18 protein-coding genes are annotated in these 22,651 nt (G+C 65.4%); 8 read left to right on the top strand and 10 right to left on the bottom strand.

Annotated elements, in window-relative coordinates; all coding sequences use genetic code 11:
- The coding region (locus MXAZACID_RS01760) for a GNAT family N-acetyltransferase (protein WP_008492307.1) at positions 1-464 on the bottom strand (464 nt) is incomplete at its 3' end.
- Complete coding sequence (locus tag MXAZACID_RS01765) at positions 461-649, bottom strand: hypothetical protein (protein WP_008492308.1); 189 nt, start codon at positions 647-649, stop codon at positions 461-463. The genes MXAZACID_RS01760 and MXAZACID_RS01765, both read right to left, overlap by 4 nt.
- Positions 650-954: 305 nt before the next feature.
- On the opposite strand from MXAZACID_RS01765, the gene MXAZACID_RS01770 reads away from it, so the two are divergent.
- The 3 genes from MXAZACID_RS01770 to MXAZACID_RS01780 are packed head-to-tail and all read left to right on the top strand — an operon-like array spanning position 955 to position 4,743.
- Positions 955-1,647 (top strand): SDR family oxidoreductase, encoded by a 693-nt coding sequence (locus MXAZACID_RS01770; protein WP_008492309.1) that lies wholly within the window; start codon positions 955-957, stop codon positions 1,645-1,647.
- Between the two features lie 47 nt (positions 1,648-1,694).
- Positions 1,695-3,263, top strand: coding sequence for a peptide chain release factor 3 (locus MXAZACID_RS01775; RefSeq protein WP_008492310.1), 1,569 nt, complete (start codon positions 1,695-1,697; stop codon positions 3,261-3,263).
- The gene (locus MXAZACID_RS01780) at positions 3,250-4,743 is read left to right on the top strand and encodes a hypothetical protein (RefSeq protein ID WP_144052611.1); all 1,494 of its coding nucleotides are present in this window, start codon (positions 3,250-3,252) and stop codon (positions 4,741-4,743) included. Before MXAZACID_RS01775 ends, MXAZACID_RS01780 begins: the two co-directional genes overlap by 14 nt.
- Before the next feature lie 27 nt (positions 4,744-4,770).
- On the opposite strand, the gene MXAZACID_RS01785 is transcribed toward MXAZACID_RS01780, so the two are convergent.
- The 4 genes from MXAZACID_RS01785 to MXAZACID_RS01800 form a co-directional block, all read right to left on the bottom strand.
- Positions 4,771-8,607, bottom strand: a complete 3,837-nt coding sequence (locus MXAZACID_RS01785) for a translocation/assembly module TamB domain-containing protein (RefSeq protein WP_008492313.1) — start codon at positions 8,605-8,607, stop codon at positions 4,771-4,773.
- Between the two features lie 3 nt (positions 8,608-8,610).
- A complete protein-coding gene (locus MXAZACID_RS01790) occupies positions 8,611-10,431 on the bottom strand; it encodes an autotransporter assembly complex family protein (RefSeq protein WP_008492314.1) in 1,821 nt (606 codons plus the stop codon).
- Between the two features lie 107 nt (positions 10,432-10,538).
- Entirely contained in the window at positions 10,539-11,522 is a 984-nt protein-coding gene (locus MXAZACID_RS01795; protein ID WP_008492315.1) for an RluA family pseudouridine synthase, read from the bottom strand.
- A complete protein-coding gene (locus MXAZACID_RS01800) occupies positions 11,519-12,835 on the bottom strand; it encodes a replication-associated recombination protein A (RefSeq protein WP_371137069.1) in 1,317 nt (438 codons plus the stop codon). Before MXAZACID_RS01800 ends, MXAZACID_RS01795 begins: the two co-directional genes overlap by 4 nt.
- 80 nt (positions 12,836-12,915) lie before the next feature.
- Between MXAZACID_RS01800 and MXAZACID_RS01805 the strand changes: the two genes are divergently transcribed.
- Positions 12,916-13,149, top strand: a complete 234-nt coding sequence (locus MXAZACID_RS01805; RefSeq protein ID WP_008492318.1) for a hypothetical protein — start codon at positions 12,916-12,918, stop codon at positions 13,147-13,149.
- 197 nt (positions 13,150-13,346) lie between these two features.
- On the opposite strand, the gene MXAZACID_RS01810 is transcribed toward MXAZACID_RS01805, so the two are convergent.
- Positions 13,347-14,210, bottom strand: coding sequence for a transglutaminase family protein (locus MXAZACID_RS01810; protein ID WP_008492319.1), 864 nt, complete (start codon positions 14,208-14,210; stop codon positions 13,347-13,349).
- Positions 14,211-14,231: 21 nt separating this feature from the next.
- Positions 14,232-16,421, bottom strand: coding sequence for a circularly permuted type 2 ATP-grasp protein (locus MXAZACID_RS01815; RefSeq protein ID WP_205619719.1), 2,190 nt, complete (start codon positions 16,419-16,421; stop codon positions 14,232-14,234).
- Between the two features lie 392 nt (positions 16,422-16,813).
- Between MXAZACID_RS01815 and MXAZACID_RS01820 the strand changes: the two genes are divergently transcribed.
- Genes MXAZACID_RS01820 through MXAZACID_RS01830 form a run of 3 tightly spaced genes read left to right on the top strand, consistent with a single transcriptional unit; the run spans position 16,814 to position 20,927 of the window.
- Positions 16,814-18,304: a circularly permuted type 2 ATP-grasp protein gene (locus MXAZACID_RS01820; RefSeq protein WP_008492321.1), complete on the top strand. Its 1,491-nt coding sequence runs from the start codon at positions 16,814-16,816 to the stop codon at positions 18,302-18,304.
- The gene (locus tag MXAZACID_RS01825; RefSeq protein WP_008492322.1) at positions 18,301-19,341 is read left to right on the top strand and encodes an alpha-E domain-containing protein; all 1,041 of its coding nucleotides are present in this window, start codon (positions 18,301-18,303) and stop codon (positions 19,339-19,341) included. The genes MXAZACID_RS01820 and MXAZACID_RS01825 overlap by 4 nt, the downstream gene beginning before the upstream one ends.
- Positions 19,338-20,927: a glycosyltransferase family 39 protein gene (locus MXAZACID_RS01830; RefSeq protein WP_008492323.1), complete on the top strand. Its 1,590-nt coding sequence runs from the start codon at positions 19,338-19,340 to the stop codon at positions 20,925-20,927. The genes MXAZACID_RS01825 and MXAZACID_RS01830 overlap by 4 nt, the downstream gene beginning before the upstream one ends.
- Before the next feature lie 147 nt (positions 20,928-21,074).
- Here the strand turns inward: MXAZACID_RS01830 and MXAZACID_RS01835 are convergent, their stop codons facing one another.
- On the bottom strand, positions 21,075-21,848 hold the full coding sequence (locus tag MXAZACID_RS01835; RefSeq protein WP_008492326.1) for a ferredoxin--NADP reductase: 774 nt from the start codon (positions 21,846-21,848) through the stop codon (positions 21,075-21,077).
- Between the two features lie 120 nt (positions 21,849-21,968).
- Positions 21,969-22,307 (bottom strand): P-II family nitrogen regulator, encoded by a 339-nt coding sequence (locus tag MXAZACID_RS01840; protein ID WP_008492327.1) that lies wholly within the window; start codon positions 22,305-22,307, stop codon positions 21,969-21,971.
- Between MXAZACID_RS01840 and MXAZACID_RS01845 the strand changes: the two genes are divergently transcribed.
- Positions 22,288-22,530, top strand: coding sequence for a hypothetical protein (locus MXAZACID_RS01845; protein ID WP_039884657.1), 243 nt, complete (start codon positions 22,288-22,290; stop codon positions 22,528-22,530). The two genes, MXAZACID_RS01840 and MXAZACID_RS01845, sit on opposite strands and share 20 nt — an antisense overlap.
- Positions 22,531-22,651 lie beyond the last annotated feature (121 nt).

Genomic DNA, 22,651 nt, shown 5'->3' on the forward strand with positions numbered 1-22,651 from the left:
GCGTCGCGCAGCACGCCCTCCTGCATCGCCTCATGGCGCAGAACCGCCTCGGTGACGAAGCCGAAGCGCTTATAAAGCGCGATCGCGGCCTCGTTGTTGGCGAATACCGTCAGCTCGATCTTGTGCAGATTTAGCCAGTGATCCGCGAGATCCAGCAGCGCCGCCAGCAAGGCGCTACCGATGCCCTGGCGCTGCGCGGTCTCGTCCACCATGATCCCCAGCGTCGCCGCATAAGCCCGCCTTGGGTTGGCTTCGCGGCGCAGGCTGGCTTCGCCCAGCACCTGCCCATCCGCCCCGCAGGCGACGAGCCGGGCATGCGTCGCCGTTTCATCCGCCAGCACGGCTTGCGTCCGCGCCAGGCTGGTGAAGGGCAGGGCGCAGGTAAAGCGGCGCACGCTGGGCTGGTTATAGATGCGGTTGAGCGCGACGGCATCATCCGCGCGGGCGGGGCGGATGCTGATCATGGCATGGCCTCCTCGGCACAGGCCGGAATCTGCGCCTTGCCGCCTTCAATCACCACCGGGCGAAAGCCGCGCGGCGGCGGCTCGGCCGGCCGGCGCGCCAGCATGCGCGCCCGCGCATTGGCCGCGGCAAAGCCGAGCGCAGCGGCACAGAGGGACAGAAACGGCAGCCAGGCCAGGGGCGACATGGAAAAGCTCCTCTTGGGTTGGGAGGCAGGGCGTTTTCCAGAAAAAACCCCGCCTTGCGTGTGGGCGGGGTTGGGGACGGTCGGGGTTGGGAAGCCCGCTAACCTTGCCGCGCCCGCGCGCGCATACGCACGCCGCCAATAATATTGGCGGCTACGATGGTCATCGCGCGGGTGAGTGGTTTCGTCATGGGCGCTGACGCTAACGAGGAAATCATGTTTTGCCAAGCTCCTATTCGCATGCGCCTCTTGTGCCGCCCGGCGTTCGGGGCCTTTTCTATGGCGGACGCAAAACGCAAGGAGTGGCGATGGCCGCGAAGCCGGAAAGAAAGCAGGTGCTCATCGTCGGCGCCTCGCGGGGGTTGGGGCTTGGATTGACCAAGGAGTTTCTGCGCCGGGGCTATCATGTCACCGCCACGGTGCGCACCGCGATTCACGGCGCCGGGCTGGAGGAATATTACCAGCAACTCACGCTGGATACGCTGGACATCAATAACCCGAATATGGCCGATGCGTTTCTGGCGCGGATGAAGGGCCATGTGTTCGACCTCGTGGTGTTGAATGCCGGCATTTACGGCCCGCGCGACAAGGGGCTGGACGAGGTCACCGCCGAGGAAATCACGCATCTGATGATGACCAATGCCATCGCGCCGCTGCGCCTGGCGGAGCGTCTGGCGCTGCTGCTGAAGCCCGAGACCGGGGTGCTGGCTTTCATGTCCTCGGCGCTGGGCAGTTTGGAGCTCAACGCCAACGATGCCAGCCCGCTTTATGCCGCCAGCAAGGCGATGCTGAACCGGCTCAGCCGCGCCTTCGCCGCCGCGCATGAATATCTCACCATCGTCAATCTGCATCCGGGCTGGGTGCGCACGGATATGGGCGGCGAGACCGCGCCGCTGGATGTCGAGACCTCGGCCAAGGGCATGGCGGATGTGCTGGAATCACGCGCCGGCAGCGGCGGGCACGAATTCCTGGATTATCGCGGCAAGATCGTACCCTGGTAGCGCCGGGCGCGGTTGGTTTCGGCGCGAAACCTTGCTAGATCGCCGCGATGGACCAGCCCCTTCCCCAGAGCGAGAGCATCTCCGGCATCCCGCCGCGCCGCACCTTCGCGATCATCTCCCACCCGGATGCGGGCAAGACAACGCTGACCGAGAAGCTGCTGCTGTTCGGCGGCGCGATCCGCGAGGCGGGGATGGTGAAGGCGCGCCAGGACCGCCGCCAGACCCGCTCGGACTGGATGAAGATCGAGCGCCAGCGCGGTATTTCCGTGACCTCCTCGGTGATGACCTTCGAGTTCGGCGGGGCGGTGTTCAACCTGCTGGACACGCCAGGCCATGAGGATTTCTCCGAGGATACCTACCGGACGCTGACGGCGGTGGACAGCGCGGTGATGGTGATCGACGCCGCCAAGGGCATCGAGCTGCAGACCAAGAAATTGTTCGAGGTCTGCCGGCTGCGCAACATCCCGATCACCACCTTCATCAACAAGATCGACCGCGAGAGCCAGAACCCGTTCGCGCTGCTCGATGAGATCGCCGATACGCTGCAACTGGATATCTGCCCGATGGTCTGGCCGATCGGCTCGGGCGGGCTGTTCCGGGGTTGCTATAATCTGGGCAATGACCAGCTGGTCTCCGCGAAGAAGCCGGGCGAGGACGGGCCGGCGCAGAGCTTCACCATCCCCGCCGACCAGCAGGCGCAGCTGGATGAGGATGTGGAGCTGATCCGCGCCGCCTATCCGGCCTTCGATGCGCAATCCTACGAGGAAGGGCATCTGACCCCGGTTTATTTTGGTTCGGCCTTGAAGGATTATGCGGTGCGTGAGCTGCTGGAAGGGCTGGTCGCCAACGCCCCGCCGCCGCAGCCCCGGGCTACGGATGTGCGCGAGGTGGCGCCGGAGGAAAAGCCGGTGACCGGCTTCGTGTTCAAGGTGCAGGCGAACATGGACCCGCAGCACCGCGACCGCATCGCCTTCACGCGCATCTGTTCCGGCAAATTCACCCGCGGCATGAAGCTGACCCATTCGCGGACGGCCAAGCCGATGGCGATCCAGGCGCCGATCTTCTTCTTCGCCCAGGACCGCTCGCTGGCGGAAGAGGCGTTTCCGGGCGACATTATCGGCATTCCTAACCATGGCACGCTGCGGGTGGGCGATACGCTGACCGAGGGCGAGAAGCTGCGCTTCACCGGCATCCCGGATTTCGCCCCCGAAATCCTGCGCCGCGTGCGCCTGGCCGACCCGATGAAGGCCAAGCAGATGCGCAAGGCGCTGGAGGATCTGGCCGAAGAAGGCGTCACCCAGGTGTTCCGGCCGATGACCGGGGCGGACTGGATCGTCGGCGTCGTCGGCATGTTGCAGCTCGACGTGCTCTCCTCGCGTATTGAACAGGAATATAACGTGCCGATCGGCTTCGACCCGGCGCCCTTCGACACCGCCCGATGGATTTTTTCGCAGGACAGCGCCCGGCTGAAATTCTTCATCGAGGTGAATAAGAGCGCGATGAGCGAGGACCGCGACGGCGCGCCGGTCTACATGGTGCGCAATGCCTGGGAGCTGAACCGGATGAAGGAGAATTTTCCGGAGCTGACCTTCTCGGCGACGCGTGAGCGCACCTAAGGCGGAGACATTGCGGCGATGGGGGCTGCCGATCGCGGTTGTCCTTATCCCCACTTATGCGTTTTTCACGCTGGGTCTGCGCAGCTTTTATATTAACGGCGCCTGGTGGGGGGATGCCGGCATCCTCGCCTCGGTCATGTGGCATAATGGCTGGGGCCTCGCATTGCCCTTAGTGTGGGGAGGGGGGAGTTTTCTCGCCACCCATATGGCGCAGGTGTTCTGGCTCACCTCGGGCATCTCCTGGCTGCTGCCGGTCACACGCGAACAGTTCTTTTCCTTGTTTCTCGGTTGCGTGCACGGGGGAATGGCCCTGGCGGTATACGCGCTGCTGCGCAGTGTGCCTATGCGGCGCTGGTCTGCTGCCGGATTGGCGATCCTGTTCGCGTTCAACGGGATGGTACTGGCCGCAAGCTGCAATCCGCATTTCGAACTGCTCATCGTGGCCAGCGGTATCGCGTTTCTTGCCTGCCTGCTGCGCGAGCGCCATGGGTCGGCGCTCTGCTTTTTTGCGCTCTGCCTGAGCACCCGCGAGGATGCCGGCATTCATCTTGGGTTGCTGCTGGCCTGCGGCATCTGGGCGCTGCGTATGCAGGGGGTAGCGTGGGGAAGGCTGCGCCCGCTCGCCGGTTACGCGGTGGCCGCACTGGGCTGGAGCGCCTCTATTCTCGCCATTCAGCACGCCATCTTCCCAAACGCGGCGGCGCTGGATGATGTTTATCTCGGCCATGGCGTCTTTCCGCCTGTGAGTCTGGTAACAATCGCCACGCGCCTCACATTCTGGCTGATCTACCGGCTCTATCTCGTGCTGCCGATCATCGCGGCGGTCATCCTGGCGGAACGCTGGCGCGCCCCGTCCATCGTGGCCGGCTTCATATCCTGCCTGCCCTGGCTGGCCCTGAATCTGATGGCCAGCAGCCCCTTTGCTGGGACGCTCTGTAATTATTATCCGTTTCCGTTGGTATTCGGGATGGTATGGCCCGTGGCCGGGCATGGGTTCGCGCTCCGCTTGCAGGCGCGCCACGTCACCACGCCGGTTCAGGCCAAACGTGCCTTTGTGACGATCCTGCTTTGCTCCTTTGTCGGGCTTTGGGGGATGCAAAATCCGCAAAATTTGCGCTTCCCGGGGGATTTCCTCTCACCACCCAGCCTGGCGATGCAGGCCCGGACCAACCGGGCGATTGAGCTGTTGAGCCAGGCGACGCTCGGGCGGGTGGCGGCGGATGGCGCGGTGGTCGCCCTGGCGCCGGGGCGGTTTCAGCGCTCGCAAATCCTTTGGTATCCCCAGCCGCAAGCGCCCGATACGGTGATTTTCTTCGCCCACGGGCAGGGCACCGCGCCGGCGCTGGCGCTGGCGTCCAGGTCCGGGTTGAGAGTGTTTTCGCAGATCCCGGGCACGCGGCTTCGCATTGCCTCCCACGCGGCATTGCGCTTGCCCGCTTTGTCTCTCGTCCCCTGGGCACCTCCTGGGGCATCTCCCTGAAGGGTGTGCTGGCCCGGCGCGGTGAGGCTAATAATTGAACTGGTAGGTCAGCCCCACCGAGCTGCCATTATTACCCGTGCTGTCCTGCCCCGTCGTCGTTTGCAGCTTCAGCCCCTTATAGAGATTGATCTGCACTTTCGCCGAGGTGCCGCCGCCGGACGTGGCCTGGCTGGCGCCCACATAAACCCCCGGCGCCACGTAGCGCCCGGCCTGCACGGCGGGGTTGCCGGCGCTGTCGGAGCCCACCGAAAGCTGGTCCAGCCCCAGCGCGTTGCGCACCGAATCCATCGGGCTGAACCCCCCGCCGACACCGGTGAGCTGGGCCAGCGCCACCGCCAGCGAGGCTGCCTGGAACGGCGACAGGCTGGAGGCGCTCTGCTTGAACAGGATTTGAGAGAGGATTTCGTCAGACGGCATTGGCGGCGAGCTGGTCAAAGTGATCTTCGGCTTCGCCGCCGTACCGCCGATCACCAAGGTCGCGGTGCCGTTGGTGCTGGTCGGCGTCGTCGCCTCAAGATCCAGCACCGGGATGAAGCCGGCGCCGTTGAAATCGATCTTGCCGGAGGTGAATTGCAGCGTCGTGCCGGTCAGCGAGAAGGTGCCGCGGATCAGGTTGAAGCCGCCGGAAGGCTGCGGATTATCCGCCGTGTCGCCGATATGGATATTGCCGCCCAGCTCCGCGAACAGCCCGTCGCCACGAATGAAGATCTGGTTCCTGGCACGGACATCCAGGGCAAGGCGGATCGGCGGGGCGGGGGGCGCGGCGCTGCTGGGTTTGGGCGGCGGCGCGCTGCCATTATGGATCGGCAGATTGGCGACCGAAGGCGGCAGCGATTTCGGCAGGTTGATATTGGCCTTGAGAATATCGACCGTGCCGCCGAGCGTGGCGTTGCCCTTCAGATCGCCCTGCAGGCGCAGCGCGGCATTCAGCGTCTCGTTGACCAGATCGGAGGAAATCGGCGTGGCGTGGTCCGCATTCAGCGAAATATCCACCGGCAGGTTCGGCGCGCCGAGATTGATGCTGCCATGGCCGGTGATCTTGCCCTGGCCGGCGGTGGCGGACAGGCTTTGCAGGGTGATCAGCTTGTCGGCGGCGTTCACGTTGGCAGTGATGGCGGTGAGGTTGAGCCCGGAGGCGATGTTCTGCACACTGCCATCGGCCAGTTGCAGCGTGCCGTTGGCGCGCGGGGCCTTGGCGGTGCCGGCGATCCGCAGATTGGTGTCGATCCGTCCGCGCACCAGATTGCCGTTCGCGGCGAGGATCGGGTCGAGCAGCTTCAAATCCAGCCGTCCGGCCACCGCCAGATTGATGGCGCCAGTGCTGGTGAAGGGGGCGGTGCCGCGGGCGGTGAGGTTCACATCCGGTCCGGCCTTCACCGCCACATCAAGCGCGGCACGCTGGCCTTGCAGATTGGCCTTGGCATCCAGGCTGGCGGCGGGCAGGGCGGCGGTGGGGCCGGCCTCGTCGCGCAGATTGCGGCCGGTGAGGCTGATCTGCCCGGCGGGCGCCCTTGGCGTGCCGGAGAGCTGGGCGCTGGTGCTCAGCGTGCCGCTGAGCTTGGTGTGCATCTTCGCCAGCGCCGGATTGAGCATCGCCAGATCGAGCTTCGCCTCCAGCGCCAGCTTCATCGGCCCGGTCATTGAGAGCGGGGCGGTGCCGCGCGCGGTGATGGCCGCATCCGCCCCGGCCTGGGCCTTGATGTTCACATCGGCGCTGTCGCCCTTCAGCGTCGCGGTGCCGGAAATGCTCGCGGCGGGCAGGCCAGCGGTGGATTTGTCGATATAGCGCAGGCCGGTGGCAGTCAGCGCCACCTGCCCGGCGGGCGCCTTCGGCGTGCCGGTGACATTGGCGGTGAGATTGACGATGCCGGCGGCATTCACGCTGGGTACGAACAATTTCGCCAGCGCCAGATCGAGATTTTTCACGCTGGCCTTGGCGTTCAGCGTTGGGGAGAGGGTGCCGTCCAGCGCGATGGCGGCCTTGCCGACGGACAGGTCCAGATGCCGCACCGCCATCTCTGGCTTGGCTTCGATGTCGGCGGGGCCGTTGAGCTTCGCGTTCAGCCCGTGCCAATTGCCGGTCAGGCTGGCCAGGTGCGCGCTCTGCGCGGGAATGTTCAGCGTGCCGGTGAGGGCGAGCTTGGCGGCTGAGCCCATCAGCCGGGCGACGCTGGCATCCAGCTTCACCGCCAGCGCATCCAGCGTGCCTTGCGCCTCCAGCGTGGCATTGGCGGCACCGATCGAGGGCACGCCGGAGATATTTTTGGCACTGGCCTGCAACGAGACAGTTTGCTGACCCTGGTCGGCGAAATCCGCCTGCAGCGCGCCATGCAGTTTCATGCCGGTGAAGGCATCGAAATCCGCGAGATGGCCCAGTGCCAGATGCGCGCTGCCGGTGGGCAGCTTGGCGCCGGCCGCCAGCGCCAGATCCCCCTGCGCGGCCAGTGATTTCCAGTCCAGCCTGGCGATGTTCAGGCTGGCGGCGCCATCCTGCTGGCGGGTGAAGCGGGCATCGATATTCAAGGGCGATCCGGCCAGCGTGCCGCTGCCGGTGAGAGTCCCTTGCGGCGCTTTCGGCAGATGCTGGGCGGCGAGGGTGAGCTGGAACGGGCCGCTCGGTACGTTCGGCACGCTGATCTGGCCGTCGATGGCGGTCCTGGTGGCGAAATCCTGCATGGTGCCGGTGACATGGCTATGCAGCTGCAGCGCGCCCTGCAGCCGTGGCAGCAGGGTTGCGAGGTCGTTGAGCTTGGCATCTGTGGTCAGGTCGAGCTGCTGCTTGTCCAGTACCCCATGGCCGTTGATCTGCGCGTGCGGGGCATCCAGCAAGAGCTGGCCGATGGTGACCTTGTGGCCCTGCAGGCTGGCGAGCAGCGAAAGATGCGTCTCGCCATTAAGGAATTTATCCAGCCCGGCGGGGGATTGGTTCAGCGCGACATCGCCTTGCAGCGCCAGCGTCGCGCCATCCTGTTTCGCGGTCGGCTCCACCACCAGATGCAGCTGGGTCTGGCCGCTGATCGGCTGCCTGGCCAGCGTGCCGAACGGGGCCAAAGCGGGCACGCTCAGCACCACATCCGCGAACGGGGATGTCTGGTCCAACCCCAGCGTGCCGGTGACGTTCAGCCGGGCATCGCCCAGCGCCAACGCCGCCTGCAGCGCGGCATGGGCGCGCGGGCCGTTCAGCATGACGTCGAATTTCAACGGCAGCCGCACTTGCGGACCGGCAAAATGCCCGATCAGCCCGTTCGGCGGCTCCTGCACATGCAGCTTCATCGCCACATTCCGCGGGTCGAGCGTGCCGGTGAGGGCGTAATCCGCATCGCCGCTTTCGGTGGTGGCGTTCAGCGCAATGTCGCCATGCTGGAGATCGCGCAGATGCGTCTGCCCGGTGACATGCAGCGTCACATCCTCACCGGCCAGCGATGGCGCCACATGCAGCGCGGCAATCTCCAGCCGGTCGAGGTTGAGCCGCAAGCTGGGCAACTGGCTGCTGCCGGAATTTTTGCGCTTGCTGGCTGGATAGGCGGGGGCGCGGGCAACATCCAGGCTTTGCGCGCTCAAAAGCCGCACGGCGAGATTGCGCCGCAAAAGCTGCAAGGGCGACCATTTCAGTGTCACATCCCGGCCGGAGAGCCAGATGCCCTTCGGGTCCTTCACCGCGAAGCTGGTGATATTGATGTCCGCCGGGAAATGCCCGCGCAGCTGGCCGATCTGGATATAAGCGGCGCCGTATTTATTGATCTCGCGCACCGCGAAGGCCCGCCCGCCGGCGGAATTCAGCGCCACCACCACGCCCACCATCGCCAGAATGACGATGACCACCAGCCCCAGCAGTCCGATCAGGATGCGTTTCACCCAGCGCATGGTTCAGAACGCCTCCCCGAGCCCGATATAGAGCCCGAAGGCGCTGCTGCCCGGGGTGCGCTTCAGCGGCAGCGCGAAATCCACCCGGATCGGCCCGATCGAGGTGTAATAGCGCGCCCCCAGCCCGGCGCCGACGCGCAGCGTGCCCTTGAACGGGGCAGAGCCCGCACTGACCTGCCCGGCATCGATGAACGGCACGATGCCGATGCTCTTGGTGATATGCTGGCGGAATTCCAGATTGATCGCATCCAGCGCCAGCCCGCCCTGGGGCGTGTCGTCCGCGAAAAGCGGGCCGATGGTCTGGTAGGTATAGCCGCGCACCGTGCCCGAACCGCCCGCGTAGAAGCGCTGATCCGCCGGCACGCCAAACTGGCTCGCCCCCTGGATGCTGCCCAGCACCCCATGCAGCGCCACCACGCCCCAGGCTTTGCGCTCGACCGGGAAATAAACCGAGCCGGTGCCTTGCAGGATCACGAACGGATCATGCGGGGTGCCGACCACCGGCATGGTCGGGGTGATGGTGAGGGAGAGCTTATGGCCGCGCGTGGGCTCCAGCAGCGAGTTGCTGGTGTCCCAGGTGAAATTGATCGGGAATTGCGCCAGCACATAGCTGCGCGCCACCCCTTCCTGGTCCACCCGCTCGGTGGTGAAGCTGGGGCCGTAGGTGATGGCGGTATGGGCGGTGATGGGGCGGGAGAGCGAGCCGCCGATGATGATGCCGGTGCGCCGATAGGCGGTGAGGGATTGCTGCAGCCCCTCGGCGGAGAGAGTCAGCGTCTGGCCGCGCACATAATAATCCGGCTTGGTGAACACGCCTTTGATGTCATAGCCAGGTGCGGTCGTGCCCGTGCCCCCCAGCCCGTTAGCGGCGACCGAGAGGGTCAGTGTCTCGGCATGGCCGAAGAGATTGCGATTCTCCCAGCTGGTGCCGATGGAGACACCCAGATCCGTCGCATAGGCGCCGGAGAGCGTGACCGCGTGCAGCTTCTGCTCGGTGACATGAAAGCTGATCGGCACCTGGCCGGAGACCGCCTGTGTCGCCGGCACCGCGGTCACGGAGGAGAATACCCCCAGCCCCAGCAGCGAATCGCGGGCCTGCTGCACCGCCTTGTCGGAATATGGCTGGCCCTGGCGCAGCCTGATATGGCGGGCGAGGAAGGCCGGATCGGTGCGGGTGAGGCCGGAGAAGCTGACCGCGCCGATATCCACGCGCGGGCCAGGGGTGACGCTATAGCTCACATTCAGCGTATGCGTTGCCTCATTCGCCACCGCGTAAGGGGGCGCCACTATGGCGAAGGCATAGCCGGCATTTTGCAGATCGGTGGTGAGCTTGGCCGGCACGGCGAGAATCGGCGCGGCGGTGGCGGGCTGGCCGGTGCGGATGCCGGGGTGCGGCTTGAAGCCCGCTGGCAGCCCGGTGATGTTCACCTGGCCGAGGCTGAACAGCGCGCCTTTCTGGGTGGAGATGGCGACCTTGGCCTGGCTGCCCTGGGGCAGGCGGGTGAGATGATCGAGCAACGCCGGATCATTGAGGGACATGCCGTCGATGGTGATCTTTGCCGTGCCGGCATCATAGCCCAGCGCATGCAGCACGGTGATGAAATGCGTCTCATCCGTGCGCGCCCGGCCGATCAGCGCGAACGGGGCAGGGGGGAGCTTCTTCTGCAACGAGACCAGCGAGGAGGTCTGCTTCATCAGCCCGTCCAGCCCGCCATCGCCGGACGGGGCAAAGCTGACATTGTAATTCACCGGATCGGCCCCCTCGGCGGCATTGCCGCCGAGGACGAGGCAGAGGCACAGAAGGGGGCGTGTCCACCGGCGCATGCTTTGATATGTGACAGCAAAGCCCGGGGTTTTCCACCCCCTCGGCCGTTAACCGACTGTAATTTATAGGAAAGGCTTAGGCCGCGCCGCGCCCGCCGCGCCTGGGTTTAGACGGCGCCGCGTCCGCTGCGCCGGGGTTTGGCCGCGTCCGGGGCCGGGAAGCCAAGATAATTCAGCCCGTTCACCATATGCTTGGGCAACTCCGCCTCGATGCTCAGCAGGCCGCCTTCCGGGTGCGGAAAGCTGAGCCGGCGCGCATGCAGATGCAGCTGGTTGGCGAAATGCTCATGATAGGCGCTGCCATAAACCTCATCGCCCAGAATCGGCGTGCCCAGGGCCAAACAATGGGCGCGCAGCTGGTGCATCCGCCCGGTATGCGGGCTCAGCTCCGCCAGGCAGAATTTGCGCCCGGCCTTGTCCAGAATGCGATAATCGGTGATCGCCTTCTGCGCCTCCTTATCCTTGCGCGAGGCTGGCTCGGCGCGGGAGGTTTGGCCGAGATCGATGCGCTTCAGCGGCAGATCGATCCGCCCTTCCAGCGCATCCGGCAGCCCGACCAGCAGCGCCCAGTAGGTTTTCTCGACATCGCGGCCGCGAAACGCCGCCGAGAGCTTCGCCGCCACCTTGGCAGAGCGGGCGATGACCAGCACGCCGGAAGTGTCGCGGTCCAGCCGGTGCACCAGTTTGGGCCGCTCCGGATGCTCGCCCTGCAGCGCATCCAGCATCCCGTCCACATGCACGGCGATGCCCGAGCCGCCCTGCACCGGCAGCCCGGCCGGCTTGTTCAGGACAATCACCGAATCATCCTGATAGATCACCATCCGCTCCAGCTCCTTGGTGCGGTTTTCATCCATCTTGACGATCTGGCGGGGCTTGGGCGCGTCGGTCGGCGGGGCGATCTCGGGCAGGCTCAGCACATCGCCCAGGGCCAGGCGGTCATTCGCCTCGGCGCGGCTGCCATTGCGGCGAATCTTGCCGGTGCGCAGCAATTTTTGCAGCACGCCCTGGGTGAGGCCCGGCACTTCGCGGCGCAGGAAACGGTCCAGCCGCATCTCGGCGCCGGCCTCGGGAACTTGTATCTCGGTGGTCATTGCCTCTCTTCGCGCAATTTCTGCCAATAAGCGAGGCGCTTGACGATTTCGCGCTCAAAGCCGCGCTCCACTGGCCGGTAGAAATCCGGCCGCCCCATGCCTTCGGGGAAGTAATTATCGCCGGAGAAACCCTCCTCGGTATCGTGGTCGTACTGGTAGCCTTCGCCATAGCCCAGGTTCTTCATCAGCTTGGTGGGGGCGTTGAGGATGTTCATCGGCGGCATCAAACTGCCGGTTTCCTTGGCGGCGCGGTTGGCGGCACCGATGGCCTTATAAACGGCGTTGGATTTCGGCGCGGTGGCCAGATACACCACCGCCTGGGCGATGCAGACCTCCCCCTCCGGCGAGCCCAGCCGCTCATAGGCCTCCCAGGCGGAGAGGGCCTGCACCAGCGCCTGCGGGTCGGCCAGGCCGATATCCTCGGCGGCGAAGCGGGTGACGCGCCGGGCGATATAGCGCGGGTCTTCCCCGCCCGCGAACATCCGCGCCAGCCAGTACAAGGCCGCATCCGCATCCGAGCCGCGCATGGATTTATGCAGGGCGGAGATGAGGTTGTAATGCTCCTCGCGGTCGCGGTCATAAAGGGCGGCGCGGCGGGAGAGCAGCTGGCCCAGGGCGGTTTCATCCAGAGCTGTGCCGGGGGGCAAAGCGAAAAGCTGTTCGGCCATGTTGAGCAAAGCGCGGCCATCGCCGTCGGCCATGGCGCGCAGGCTGGCGCGCGCCCCTGGCGTGAGGGGCAGAGGCTGGCTCATCTCCGCCTCGGCGCGGCTGAGCAGCTCCTCCATCGCCGCATCGTCCAGCCGGCGCAGCACGAAGACTTGGGCGCGGGAGAGCAGCGCGCCATTCAGCGCGAAGCTGGGGTTCTCCGTGGTGGCGCCGATCAGCGTGATCGTCCCGGCCTCCACCACCGGCAGAAACGCATCCTGCTGGGCGCGGTTGAAGCGGTGGATCTCGTCCACGAACAGCAGCGTGGCGCGGCCGGCGCGGTGCAGCCGGGTGGCGTCCTCGAACACTTTCTTGAGGTCCGCGACGCCGGAGAACACCGCCGAGATCTGCCGGAATTGCAGCCCCGCCGCATCCGCCAGCAGCCGGGCGATGGTGGTTTTGCCCACGCCGGGCGGGCCCCAGAGGATGATCGAGGCCAGCGAGCCGCGCGCCAGCATGCCGGTGAGGCTGCCCTCCGGCCCCAGCAAATGCGCCTGGCCCGCGACATCGCCCAGCGCCTTCGGGCGCAGCCGTTCCGCCAAGGGATGGCTGCCCGGATTGGCCGGCATGGCAGCCTCTGGCGGGCCGAACAGATCATCTTCCTGCATGGCTGACATTTAGCCGCAAGCAGGGCCCCTTGCCATGGCGCGCAGTTGAACAGGGCGCATCTCTGCCCTAGATCTGTCATATGGCAAAAGAAAATGGCCCGGTGCTCGACATGACGCCCGATGGGCACTTCGTCGAGCCGTCTAAACCCTCTCTGGCGCAGATCGCGCTGCGGTTGCTGACGTTCGCGGTGGCGCTTGGCGTCGGCGCGGTGGTGGTCTGGACCGCCTTCCTGATGATCCCGGTGCTGCTGGTGCTGGGGTTTGCCGGCTATCTGCTGATGCGCGGCCAGCGGCGGGGCTGGCGGGGTTTTTGAGCAGTATTCCTGACGCCCGCTGGTAAAATTAGAAAAAGTTTTTGGGGGTATGGGGACTTTTTTCAAAAAGTCCCCATAAACGTTGGGGTGGTGGCAACGCCGTTGCCACCACCCCAAACGTTTTTCGCCGCTTTTTTGAAAAAAAGCGGCACCAAAAAATTTTTATAATTTCAAAAAAGTTGTTTATAAACAAACTGCTAGGTCAGTACCGGCTCCAGATCCACGCCGACACTCAGCGAATGCCGGCCACCGCCCAGAATCACCCCGCGCAGCGGCGAGACATCGTTGAAATCCCGGCCCCAGGCCAGAGTCACATGCTCATTGCTGACCAGAAGATTGTTGGTCGGGTCGAAATCCACCCAGCCGATTTCCGGGCCGAGCCAGACGCCGATCCAGGCATGGCTCTGATCCGCGCCGCGCCGCTTTTCCTGCCCCGGCGGCGGCAGCGTGCGCAGATAGCCCGACACGTAGCGCCCCGGCAGCCCCAGCGCGCGCAGGCAGGCCAGCATGAAATGCGCATAATCCTGGCAGACCCCGGTGCGGGTGCGTAAAATCTGCAGCGCCGTGGTGAAATTATTGGTCACCCCAGGCTTGTAGGTCATCTCATTGAAGATGCGCTGGTTCAGCTCCAGTACGGCTTCGAGCATGTCCCGCCCCGGCCGGAAGCTCACCGCGGCATAATCCGCGATCTCCCCGACCGGTCTGGCGAGGTCGCTCGGCAGGCAGAACTCCGCCACCTCCACCTCATGCAGCGCCCAGGCGGCGATCGCCTCCCAGCGCGGCGTGTGCGCTGGCGGCAAGGGCTGCTCCACCTCGATCGTTGCACTCAGCGTCACGTTGAACTGCTTATGCGCCCCGGTCAGCGAGACGCTGGTGGTAAAATTGCCGAAATGGTCGATCTCATCGCGCCGGTTGTCCGGCAGCGGCGAGATCTCCAGCCGCGCCTCGCGGATGATCTGGCCGGGGCGCGAACGCGGCAGCAAATGCATGAAATGCGTGCCGATCACCACCGGTTCGGCATAATCATAGGCGGTGGCGTGGTTCAGGCGGTACAGGGTCATATCGCGGCGGAGTGTGGCAAGTTATTGTGCCGCTTCCAAGATCTCTTCATCCTCAAGCGTATGCGCCGCGGGCAGCAGCGTGAAGAAGCGCCGCTGCACGCGGTCGGACAGGGTGCGCAGCTTCGCCGCCATGGCGCTCAAAGTGGCGCTCAGCGCCGCGCCGCCGCCGGCCAGATCGGCCAGCTCATGCTGCAGCAGCCTTGAGGTTTCGGCATCGTCATCCGCCCCCAGCCGCTCCAGGCAGGCACGCAGCGCGTTGCACTGGAAGGCCAGGGCGCGCGGGTTGGAGCCATCGGCCAGCAGCATCGCCAGCACCGGGCCGGGGGCGATGATGCCGGCATGGCGCAGCTCATAGCTCAGCACCGAATCGGCGAGCTCGATGCCCAGCGCCAGCCCCGGCTCCAGCCGGGGGATCGGCCCGTCCAGCAAAATCGCCAGCGTCTCCGCCATCGTCTCGGCGCGCTCCAGCCGGCGGCCCATTTCCAGGAACAGCCAGCCACCATCGCGGGACATGTTCTCCGCCGCGATGCCGGCGAAGCTGGCGGCGAAATTCAGCATCACCGGCAAGGCCGCTTCCTCGTTCGGCAGCGCCTCATTGGCCTGCTGCAGCGCCAGCCGCACGGTGGCGAGCATCGAGGGCGAAAGCCGCTCGGAGGAGGCATCCACCAGCCGCGCCACCTCCTTCACCAGCCCGGCCAGCGGGCGGCGGCGCGCCAGCGTCTGGCGCAGCAGCCGGCCGGAGAGGGCGGAGCCCGCCACATCCGCCGGCAGCAGCCCGGCCTGGCCGAGACAGCGCGAGATCAACCCGCGCTCGGCCATGTCACGCGGCAGCGAGGTGCCGGATTCCAGCCGGGGCAGGGCCAGCATCAGCAGCCGCGCCGCCGCCTCCAGCCGCTCCACCGAGCGGCCGAGCCAGAACAGATTATCCGCCAGCCGCGAGGGCAGATGCGCGGCGGCGAGGAATTTCACCTTCTCCGGCGGCTCGGCCGGGGGCGCGCCGGAGATCATTCGCGATTCCTCGCCGTCGAACACCCAGAGATCCTTCAGCCCCAGCCCGGCTTGCGCATCCATCGCCAGGCCCAGCCCGCCCGGCAGCACCTGCCACTGCAGCCCGTCATGCCAGGAGAAGATGCGAAAACAGAGTGGCGCCTTGGTCAGCACGCCATCAGGGGCGAGAAAGGGCGCTTGCGAGGCCAGCGCCACATCTTCCGGCTCGGCCTGCTGCATCTTGTGCGGCGCCCCCAGCAGCGGCTCGAACAGCTCCTGCAGATAAGGGTGCAGCACCTGCGACTCCAGCAGCTTGCTGCCGGGGGCGTTGAGCATGTTCAGCACCCCGGCCCGCACCGCCCCGAAGGCGCCGGCAATGCCCGCCCCTGGCCGGCCGCCTTGCTCCAGCGGGTCGAGATCGATCCCCGACACGCCGCGGATCAGCGTGGCGACATGCAGCAGCCCGCTCAGCGTCTTCATATGCAAGGCGCCGTTGCGGGTGGCGAGATCGGCCGGCTCGATCATCAGCACGCCCAGCGCGCGCGCCAGCAGCGCATCGTCGCCATTCGGCAGCCCCGGGGCGGCCGCCCCGCCGGAGAGCACCGCCACCAGCCCGCCTTCGGCCCGGCGCTGCAGCTGATCCACCAGAATCTCCCGCGCCGGCCGCAGCGAGCGCAGCGCCCCGGCCCGGAATAATTCAGGCAGCACCCCATTCGCCAGGCGGCGCAGCGTGAGCGCGTGGCCAAGCCCGGGAATGGTCCCGGTATGGTCGCGCAGCAGCTTGAAGCGCCCATCGGTGCCGCGAATCACATCCGCCGCATACAGCCCCAGGCGCGGTGCCGGTAGTGGCCCGCCAGTATGCAGCGCGCGCAGAAAGAACGGGTCCGCCAGCACCAGCGCCGGCGGCAGCCGGCCCAGACGCATCAGGCTCTGCGGGCCGTAGAGATCTTCCATCACCTGTGAGAGCAGCTCGGCGCGCTGGCTGACCGCCTCTTCCAGCCAGGCGAATTCCGAGGCGGTGAGCAGCGCCGGCAACGGGTCGTAAGGCCGGGCGGCAGGCAGCAGCGCCGGCGCGGCCAGCCCCACCTGCCGGCCCAGCGCCGCGCAGCGCCGCTCCAGCTCGATCATGCCCATTTCGCGCACGGCCGACAAAACCGGCGACCAGGGGCTTTTCAGCCGTCCCTGTCGGTCCAGTGTTTCGTCGTAGGGTGACAAAATTTGCATTTCGACAGGATTAACAGAGTGTAGGACGGGTGCCTACCTGTCCCTGATTGCAAGCCCGGTCAGTCTGGTCGCACCGTGGGAAACGGCGCGGCGCGGCGGCGGGGCGTGCTTGGTCCGATGCTTGCATAACTGTCATGAAGTCTAAATCCCGCAGCCAGGGAGGCACCTTGCGGACATGGATGTTTTGAAGGCAGATTTACAATGTACCATGACGGATCGGCGCCAAATCTCAGGTGATGCGTGCTGAATTGCTGGGCGGCTTCTGCCCGGTTGGTGCTCTTCGCGCGTAAGCACGGGCTGTTTCCGGCCTGTCACTCCGAACCTGATACTCTGACGACCCATCGCTTTTTCCATCATCATTTTTTCCGCCTAGGCGCGCCGGAGGCTTTGGTTTGAGCGACATTTTTCAGCATTTATGGCCCGAATATGATCCAGGCCGTTTCTTTTGCGAACTGACGACGCCGCGCGCCGATGCCGGCCCGGTGCCGCGATGGCTGGCCGAGCGGCTGCAGGGCATCGGGCTGGAAGCGCTGCGCGCCCGCGCCTCCGCCGCCGAAACCGATCTGATCGATCTCGGCGTCACCTTCACGGTCTATTCCGACGCCACGGCGATCGACCGAATCCTGCCCTTTGATTGTATCCCGCGTGTATTAACCGCGCCTGAATGGGATCTGCTGGAGCGCGCCTGCGCCCAGCGTGTGAAGGCGCTGAACCTGTTCCTGGGCGATATCTACGGCAAGGGCCATGTGGTGAAGGATGGCATCATCCCCGGCGAGCTGGTCTATGGCAACGCCAATTACCGCCCGGAGATGAAGGATTTCCCGGTCCCCCACGGCACCTATGTGCATGTCTGCGGCATCGACATCATCCGCGACGAGGCGGGGGATTTCCGGGTGCTGGAGGATAATGCCCGCACCCCGTCGGGCGTCTCCTATGTCATCGAGAACCGGCATCTGATGCTGCGCACCTTCCCGGACCTGATGTCCGGCATCAAACTGAAGCCGGTGGATGATTACGGGCGGCGCCTGCGCGCGGCGATGGCCGAGGTGGCGCCGGGCGACAATGCGGACCCGCAGGTGGTGCTGCTCTCGCCGGGCATCTATAACTCCGCCTATTTCGAGCATGTGTTCCTGGCCCGCGAGATGGGCGTGCCGCTGGTGGTGGGGGCGGATCTGACGGTCGAGAATGACCGCGTCTTCATGCGCACCATCTCCGGGCTGAAGCCGGTGCACACGATCTATCGCCGGCTGAATGACGACTTCCTGGACCCGGAAGTGTTCCGGCCGGATTCCATGCTGGGCGTGCCCGGGCTGATCCGCGCCTGGAAGGCCGGCAATGTCGCCATCGCCAATGCTGTCGGCACCGGGGTGGCGGATGACAAGGCGGTCTATGCCTATATGCCGCGCATCATCAAATATTATCTGGATGAGGAGCCGCTGATCCAGAATGTCGAGACCCATATCTGCCGTGAGCCGGAAGGGCTGAAATATACGCTGGAGAATCTCGACAAGCTGGTGACCAAGCCGGTGGGTGAATCCGGCGGCTACGGCATCACCATCGGCCCGCGCGCCTCAAAGGAGGAGCTGGAGAAAGTGCGCGAGACCATCTCGGCCGACCCGGATAACTGGATCAGCCAGCCGATGATCGGCCTCTCCGTTGGCCCGACTTTGGCGGAAGAGGGCATCGGCCCGCGCCATCTGGATCTGCGGCCCTTCATCGTCACCGGCAAGGAAAGCTGGGTGCTGCCCGGCGGGTTATCACGAGTCGCAATGAAAAGGGGGTCGCTTATCGTGAATTCGAGCCAGGGCGGCGGCTCCAAGGATACCTGGGTGCTGGCCGAGGATTTCAGCAAGGACGACCCCACGAAGGGAGACACGCCATGACCCATATGCGCGACCCCGGGCTGCTCGCCCGCGACGCCGAGGGGCTGTTCTGGATGGCGCGCTATCTGGAGCGCGTCGAGAACATGGCGCGGCTGATCGATGTGACGCAGAGCTTCGAGAGCCCTGGCTTCGAGACCGAGGCCTGGTTCGGGCTCATCCGCATCAATGCCGATGAGAAGAATTTCCTGGAGCGCGGCTTCTCGGCGGATGCGACGCATGTGAAGCGCTTCTATCTGCTGGATAAAGGCAACAGCACCTCCATCCCCGCCAGCCTGGAGGATGCGCGCACCAATGCCCGCACCTTGCGGCCGCTGATGAGCACGGAGATGTGGAAGCAGCTCAACGTGTTTCACCGCTTTGTCAGCCGGATCACGCCGGAGGATCTGGAGGGGGACGCGCTCTCGCGCCTCTGCACCCGGATCAAGGAGGGGGTGCAGGCCCATACCGGCATCACCCAGGGCACCATCTACCGGGACCAGGGTTGGTATTTCTACGAGCTGGGCCGCTATATCGAGCGGGCCGACCAGACCACCCGCATGCTGGACATCAAATTCACCGCCCTGCTGCCGCGCGGCGGGGAGGAGAAGCGGGTGGCGGAGCTGACGCAATGGAACGCGATTTTGCGCGCCGCCGCCGGCTATCACGCCTTCAAGCGCCAGGCCCGGGCGCAATTCGCGCCGGAGGATGTGGTGCAGTTCCTGCTGCGTGATCCCTCCAACCCGCGCTCGCCGCTGCTCTGCGTGCGGCGGATTGAATCGCATCTCGATGATCTGCGCCGGCATTTCGGCCTGTCACGCGGGGCGGAGGCGCTGGAGCGGGTGGAGATGCTGCGCGAGCTCTTGTTGGAGGTCAAGCTCAGCCATATTTTAGCCACGGGTCTGCACGATTATTTGGACCTCGTACAAATATACCTGCAGGAGCTCGCAGGGGCCATTGGTCGCGCCTTTTTCCGCGATTGGCGGCCCGAGCCGACGCCTGAGTCGCAATTGCAGGGGCCGTCGTCCCCGTCACAGTCTCAAACACAGGTCAGCGCGTGAGCATTACTGTCAAACCCGAGATCAAGACCGGCTCCAGCCAGGCGAACCGCGCGGCATCGCTCGCGCGCTTCGCCTGGCCGGCCGGGATCTTCCTGCTGGCGCTGCTGCCGCGGGTGATCGATCTCGGGCGCCGGCCCTTCTGGCTGGATGAGATGTTCACCCTGCAACGCGCCTCGCTGCAGCCGGGCGCCTTGATGGTGAATTCCTTCCAGAATCATCACATGCCGAGCTTCTTCCTGATGCTGGCGCCGCTGACCCATTTCGGCGATCCGCAATTCTGGCTGCGCCTGCCCTCGGCCCTCTTCGGCGCGGCGGCGGTGATGCTGGTTTATCTGATCGCGGCGCGCATCGCCGGGCGGCTGGCTGGGGTGCTGGCGGCCCTGGTGCTGGGCTTCTCGCCGATGGCGCTGGCCTTCGCCCAGGAAGCGCGCTCCTACACCATGGAAATGACGCTGATCCTGGTGGCGCTCTACGGCGTCACCCGGCTGACGCTGGATCTGCCGGCGGCCAGCCGCAACTGGCGCCAGGCCAAGGCGGGCTGGCTCTGCTTCGTACTGGGGACCGTCGCGGCGCTGGATGTGCTGGGTGATGCGCTGCCCTGGTGGCTGGCCGCCAATCTGATCTTCCTTTGCCTGCTGGGGTTCAGCGATCATCGGCGGGGGCTGTTGCGCAATCTCGCCCTGGCGGATGCCGCCATCCTGGCCCTCACCGCGCCATTCTATCTGGTCATGCTGCATTTCCAGACCGAGAGCGTGACCAACGCGCTGGGCTGGATTCCGCCGCTGGACGCGGCGCGCCTCTGGTACAGCCTGGGCAGCGTCTATTTCATGCATGTGGCGGATTGGGTTTCCTTCCGCTTCATCTCCCGCGATGCGACGCCGGGCGTGATCTGGCTGATCGATGCGGCGCTGCTCGCCACACTCTGCGTCGCCGCTTGGAAGCTGCGCCGCCGCCCGGCGGTGATGGCGATGCTGGCGGTGGCGTTGCTGTTCCTGCCGGTGCTGTTCGTGCTGATTTCCCTGAAGCACCCGATTTTCCTGCCGCGCTATCTGCTCTGGAGCGCGGCGCCTTTCGCGATCCTGGCCGGGATTGGTGGCGCGGCGCTGCTGGACCGGCGCGCGCCGGGCGTGGCCTGGGCCGCGGTGGTGGGGGCGGGCGCGCTGCTACTCGTCAACGCGCTGCCTTACTACGCCGCAGAGACCAAGCCGCGCTGGGACGTGGCCGCGCAGATTCTGGCCAATGACGTAGCCCCAGGAGATATGCTCTATCTCTCCGATGACGGGGCGTTGCCGATCCTGCAGCATTATCTGCCGGCCGACGCGAGGGCGACGGTGCTGGCCCATGCCGGCGGCGACCTTGCCCAGGCCCAGCAGGCGGTGGCTTCGGGCAAGCGGGTCTGGGTGGTCTATGGTCATGCCGGGCAGAATACTGGCACCGCGAAAGAATTCTTTGCCAAGACCAAGACGCTGGGCGAGCCGAGCGTGGTGGAAGGGGCGGGGCGGCGGATCGCCATCGTGCTCTATGATCCGGCGTCGCATCTGGCTTTCTGCACCCAGCTCGGGATGAAGGACGGGATTTGTAGCTGAGCATTCTGGGGGGCGCCGGCGGTGCATAGGCCCGGGCGTCTTTCGCCGCTTTTTTTGAAAAAAGCGGCACCAAAAAACTTTTGCAATTTTTCCAACAAAAACCCCGCCTGGGCTGTACCCGGGCGGGGTGTTTCAGCAGCGCGGAGGTTATTTCTCCACGAACGCCTTCTCGATCACATACTGGCCCGGCACCGAATGGCTGCCCTCCGCAAAGCCGCGGGCCTCCATCATCGCCTGCAGCTGCGCCAGCATCTCCGGGCTGCCGCACAGCATCACCCGGTAATCTTCCTTGTTGAACGCCGGCAGGCCGAGATCCGCCTCCAGCTTGCCCTGCTCCAGCAGGTCGGTGATGCGGCCCTGGTTGCGGAAGGGCTCGCGGGTCACGGTCGGGTAATAAAGCAGCTTTTCGCGCGCCAGCTCGCCGAAGAACTCGTCCTCCAGCAGATCCGCGACGACCTTCTCGCCATAGGCCAGCTCCGCCACCTCGCGGCAGCCATGCACCAGCACCAGCTTCTCATAACGGTCATAGGCCTCGGGATCCTTGATCACCGAGACGAACGGCGCCAGCCCGGTGCCGGTGGCGAGCATGGTGAGATACTTGCCCGGGGTCAGGCTGTCCTGCACCAGCGTGCCGGTGGGCTTGCCGCCGACGATGATCTCATCGCCCGGCTGCAGCTTCTGCAGATGCTGGGTCAGCGGGCCGTTCGGCACCTTGATGGAGAAAAACTCCAGCTGGTCCTCATGATTGGCGCTGCACAGCGAATAAGCGCGCAGCAGCGGCCGCCCATTGATGGGCAGGCCGATCATCACGAATTGTCCATTGAGAAAGCGCAGGCCCGGATTGCGCGTCGTCGTGAAGCTGAACAGCCGGTCCGTCCAGTGCCGGACGGTTTTCACCGTCTCGGTATACATCGTCGCCAAGGTCTCTTGCTCCGCACAAAAAATCGGACCCGTCCTTAGACGCTCCGGCGGAAAATGTTAACCTCTATTTTGACAAAGCAGGGGCCGGAAAAGCAAAAAACTCCTCCGGCCAGCCCTTCCTTACAGCGCCGCGCTGCCCTTGTCGTTGGTGCGGATGCGGATCGCCTCCTCGATCTCGGAGACGAAGATCTTGCCGTCGCCGATCCTCCCGGTGCGCGCCGCGTTCATGATCGCCTCCACCGCGCGCTCGACCAGATCGTCGTCGCAGACGATCTCGATTTTCACTTTCGGAAGAAAATCAACGACATACTCGGCGCCGCGATAGGTCTCGGAATGGCCCTTCTGGCGCCCATAGCCCTTCGCCTCGGTGACGGTGATGCCTTGCAGCCCCACTTCGCCCAGCGAATCCTTCACCTCATCGAGCTTGAAGGGTTTGATGATGGCTTCGATCTTCTTCATCGCGTCTCGCCGCCTTTTTTGGCGGGCGCTCCTGAACCGGTTGCGGGGCCGGACTGCCCCGGCGGCCTGGGAAACAAGCCACCTCATCCTGTCATGCGCCATTCCGTGGCACAATGGTCTTGGGGCCGAAATGGTCCGGCTGGCGCCGATTTTTGCTCGAAACTTGGCGGCGCGGGTGCAGGTGCGCTATGGCCAGTGGCGTTTACTGGCGGAGACGATATGACCCTCGCGACCTTGCCGGCCCCCGCGCGCCGCCCCGGAGCGTTCAGCACAGCCGAATTCGCCGCTTTGCCCACCTCGCTTCCGGCCTTTTCCGTGGCCCATCCGGCGCTGCTGCCGCTGGC

This window comes from Acidocella sp. MX-AZ02 (genome assembly GCF_000306035.1).
GTDB lineage: Bacteria > Pseudomonadota > Alphaproteobacteria > Acetobacterales > Acetobacteraceae > Acidocella > Acidocella facilis.

Excerpts from the sequence above, each read along its gene's own strand:
- MXAZACID_RS01765 (WP_008492308.1), bottom strand. The coding sequence starts at position 649 with ATGTCGCCCCTGGCCTGGCTGCCGTTTCTGTCCCTCTGTGCCGCTGCG.
- MXAZACID_RS01770 (WP_008492309.1), top strand. The coding sequence starts at position 955 with ATGGCCGCGAAGCCGGAAAGAAAGCAGGTGCTCATCGTCGGCGCCTCG.
- MXAZACID_RS01775 (WP_008492310.1), top strand. The coding sequence starts at position 1,695 with ATGGACCAGCCCCTTCCCCAGAGCGAGAGCATCTCCGGCATCCCGCCG.
- MXAZACID_RS01785 (WP_008492313.1), bottom strand. The coding sequence starts at position 8,607 with ATGCGCTGGGTGAAACGCATCCTGATCGGACTGCTGGGGCTGGTGGTC.
- MXAZACID_RS01790 (WP_008492314.1), bottom strand. The coding sequence starts at position 10,431 with ATGCGCCGGTGGACACGCCCCCTTCTGTGCCTCTGCCTCGTCCTCGGC.
- MXAZACID_RS01795 (WP_008492315.1), bottom strand. The coding sequence starts at position 11,522 with ATGACCACCGAGATACAAGTTCCCGAGGCCGGCGCCGAGATGCGGCTG.
- MXAZACID_RS01800 (WP_371137069.1), bottom strand. The coding sequence starts at position 12,835 with ATGCAGGAAGATGATCTGTTCGGCCCGCCAGAGGCTGCCATGCCGGCC.
- MXAZACID_RS01805 (WP_008492318.1), top strand. The coding sequence starts at position 12,916 with ATGGCAAAAGAAAATGGCCCGGTGCTCGACATGACGCCCGATGGGCAC.
- MXAZACID_RS01810 (WP_008492319.1), bottom strand. The coding sequence starts at position 14,210 with ATGACCCTGTACCGCCTGAACCACGCCACCGCCTATGATTATGCCGAA.
- MXAZACID_RS01815 (WP_205619719.1), bottom strand. The coding sequence starts at position 16,421 with ATGCAAATTTTGTCACCCTACGACGAAACACTGGACCGACAGGGACGG.
- MXAZACID_RS01825 (WP_008492322.1), top strand. The coding sequence starts at position 18,301 with ATGACCCATATGCGCGACCCCGGGCTGCTCGCCCGCGACGCCGAGGGG.
- MXAZACID_RS01845 (WP_039884657.1), top strand. The coding sequence starts at position 22,288 with ATGGCTTCGATCTTCTTCATCGCGTCTCGCCGCCTTTTTTGGCGGGCG.
- MXAZACID_RS01840 (WP_008492327.1), bottom strand. The coding sequence starts at position 22,307 with ATGAAGAAGATCGAAGCCATCATCAAACCCTTCAAGCTCGATGAGGTG.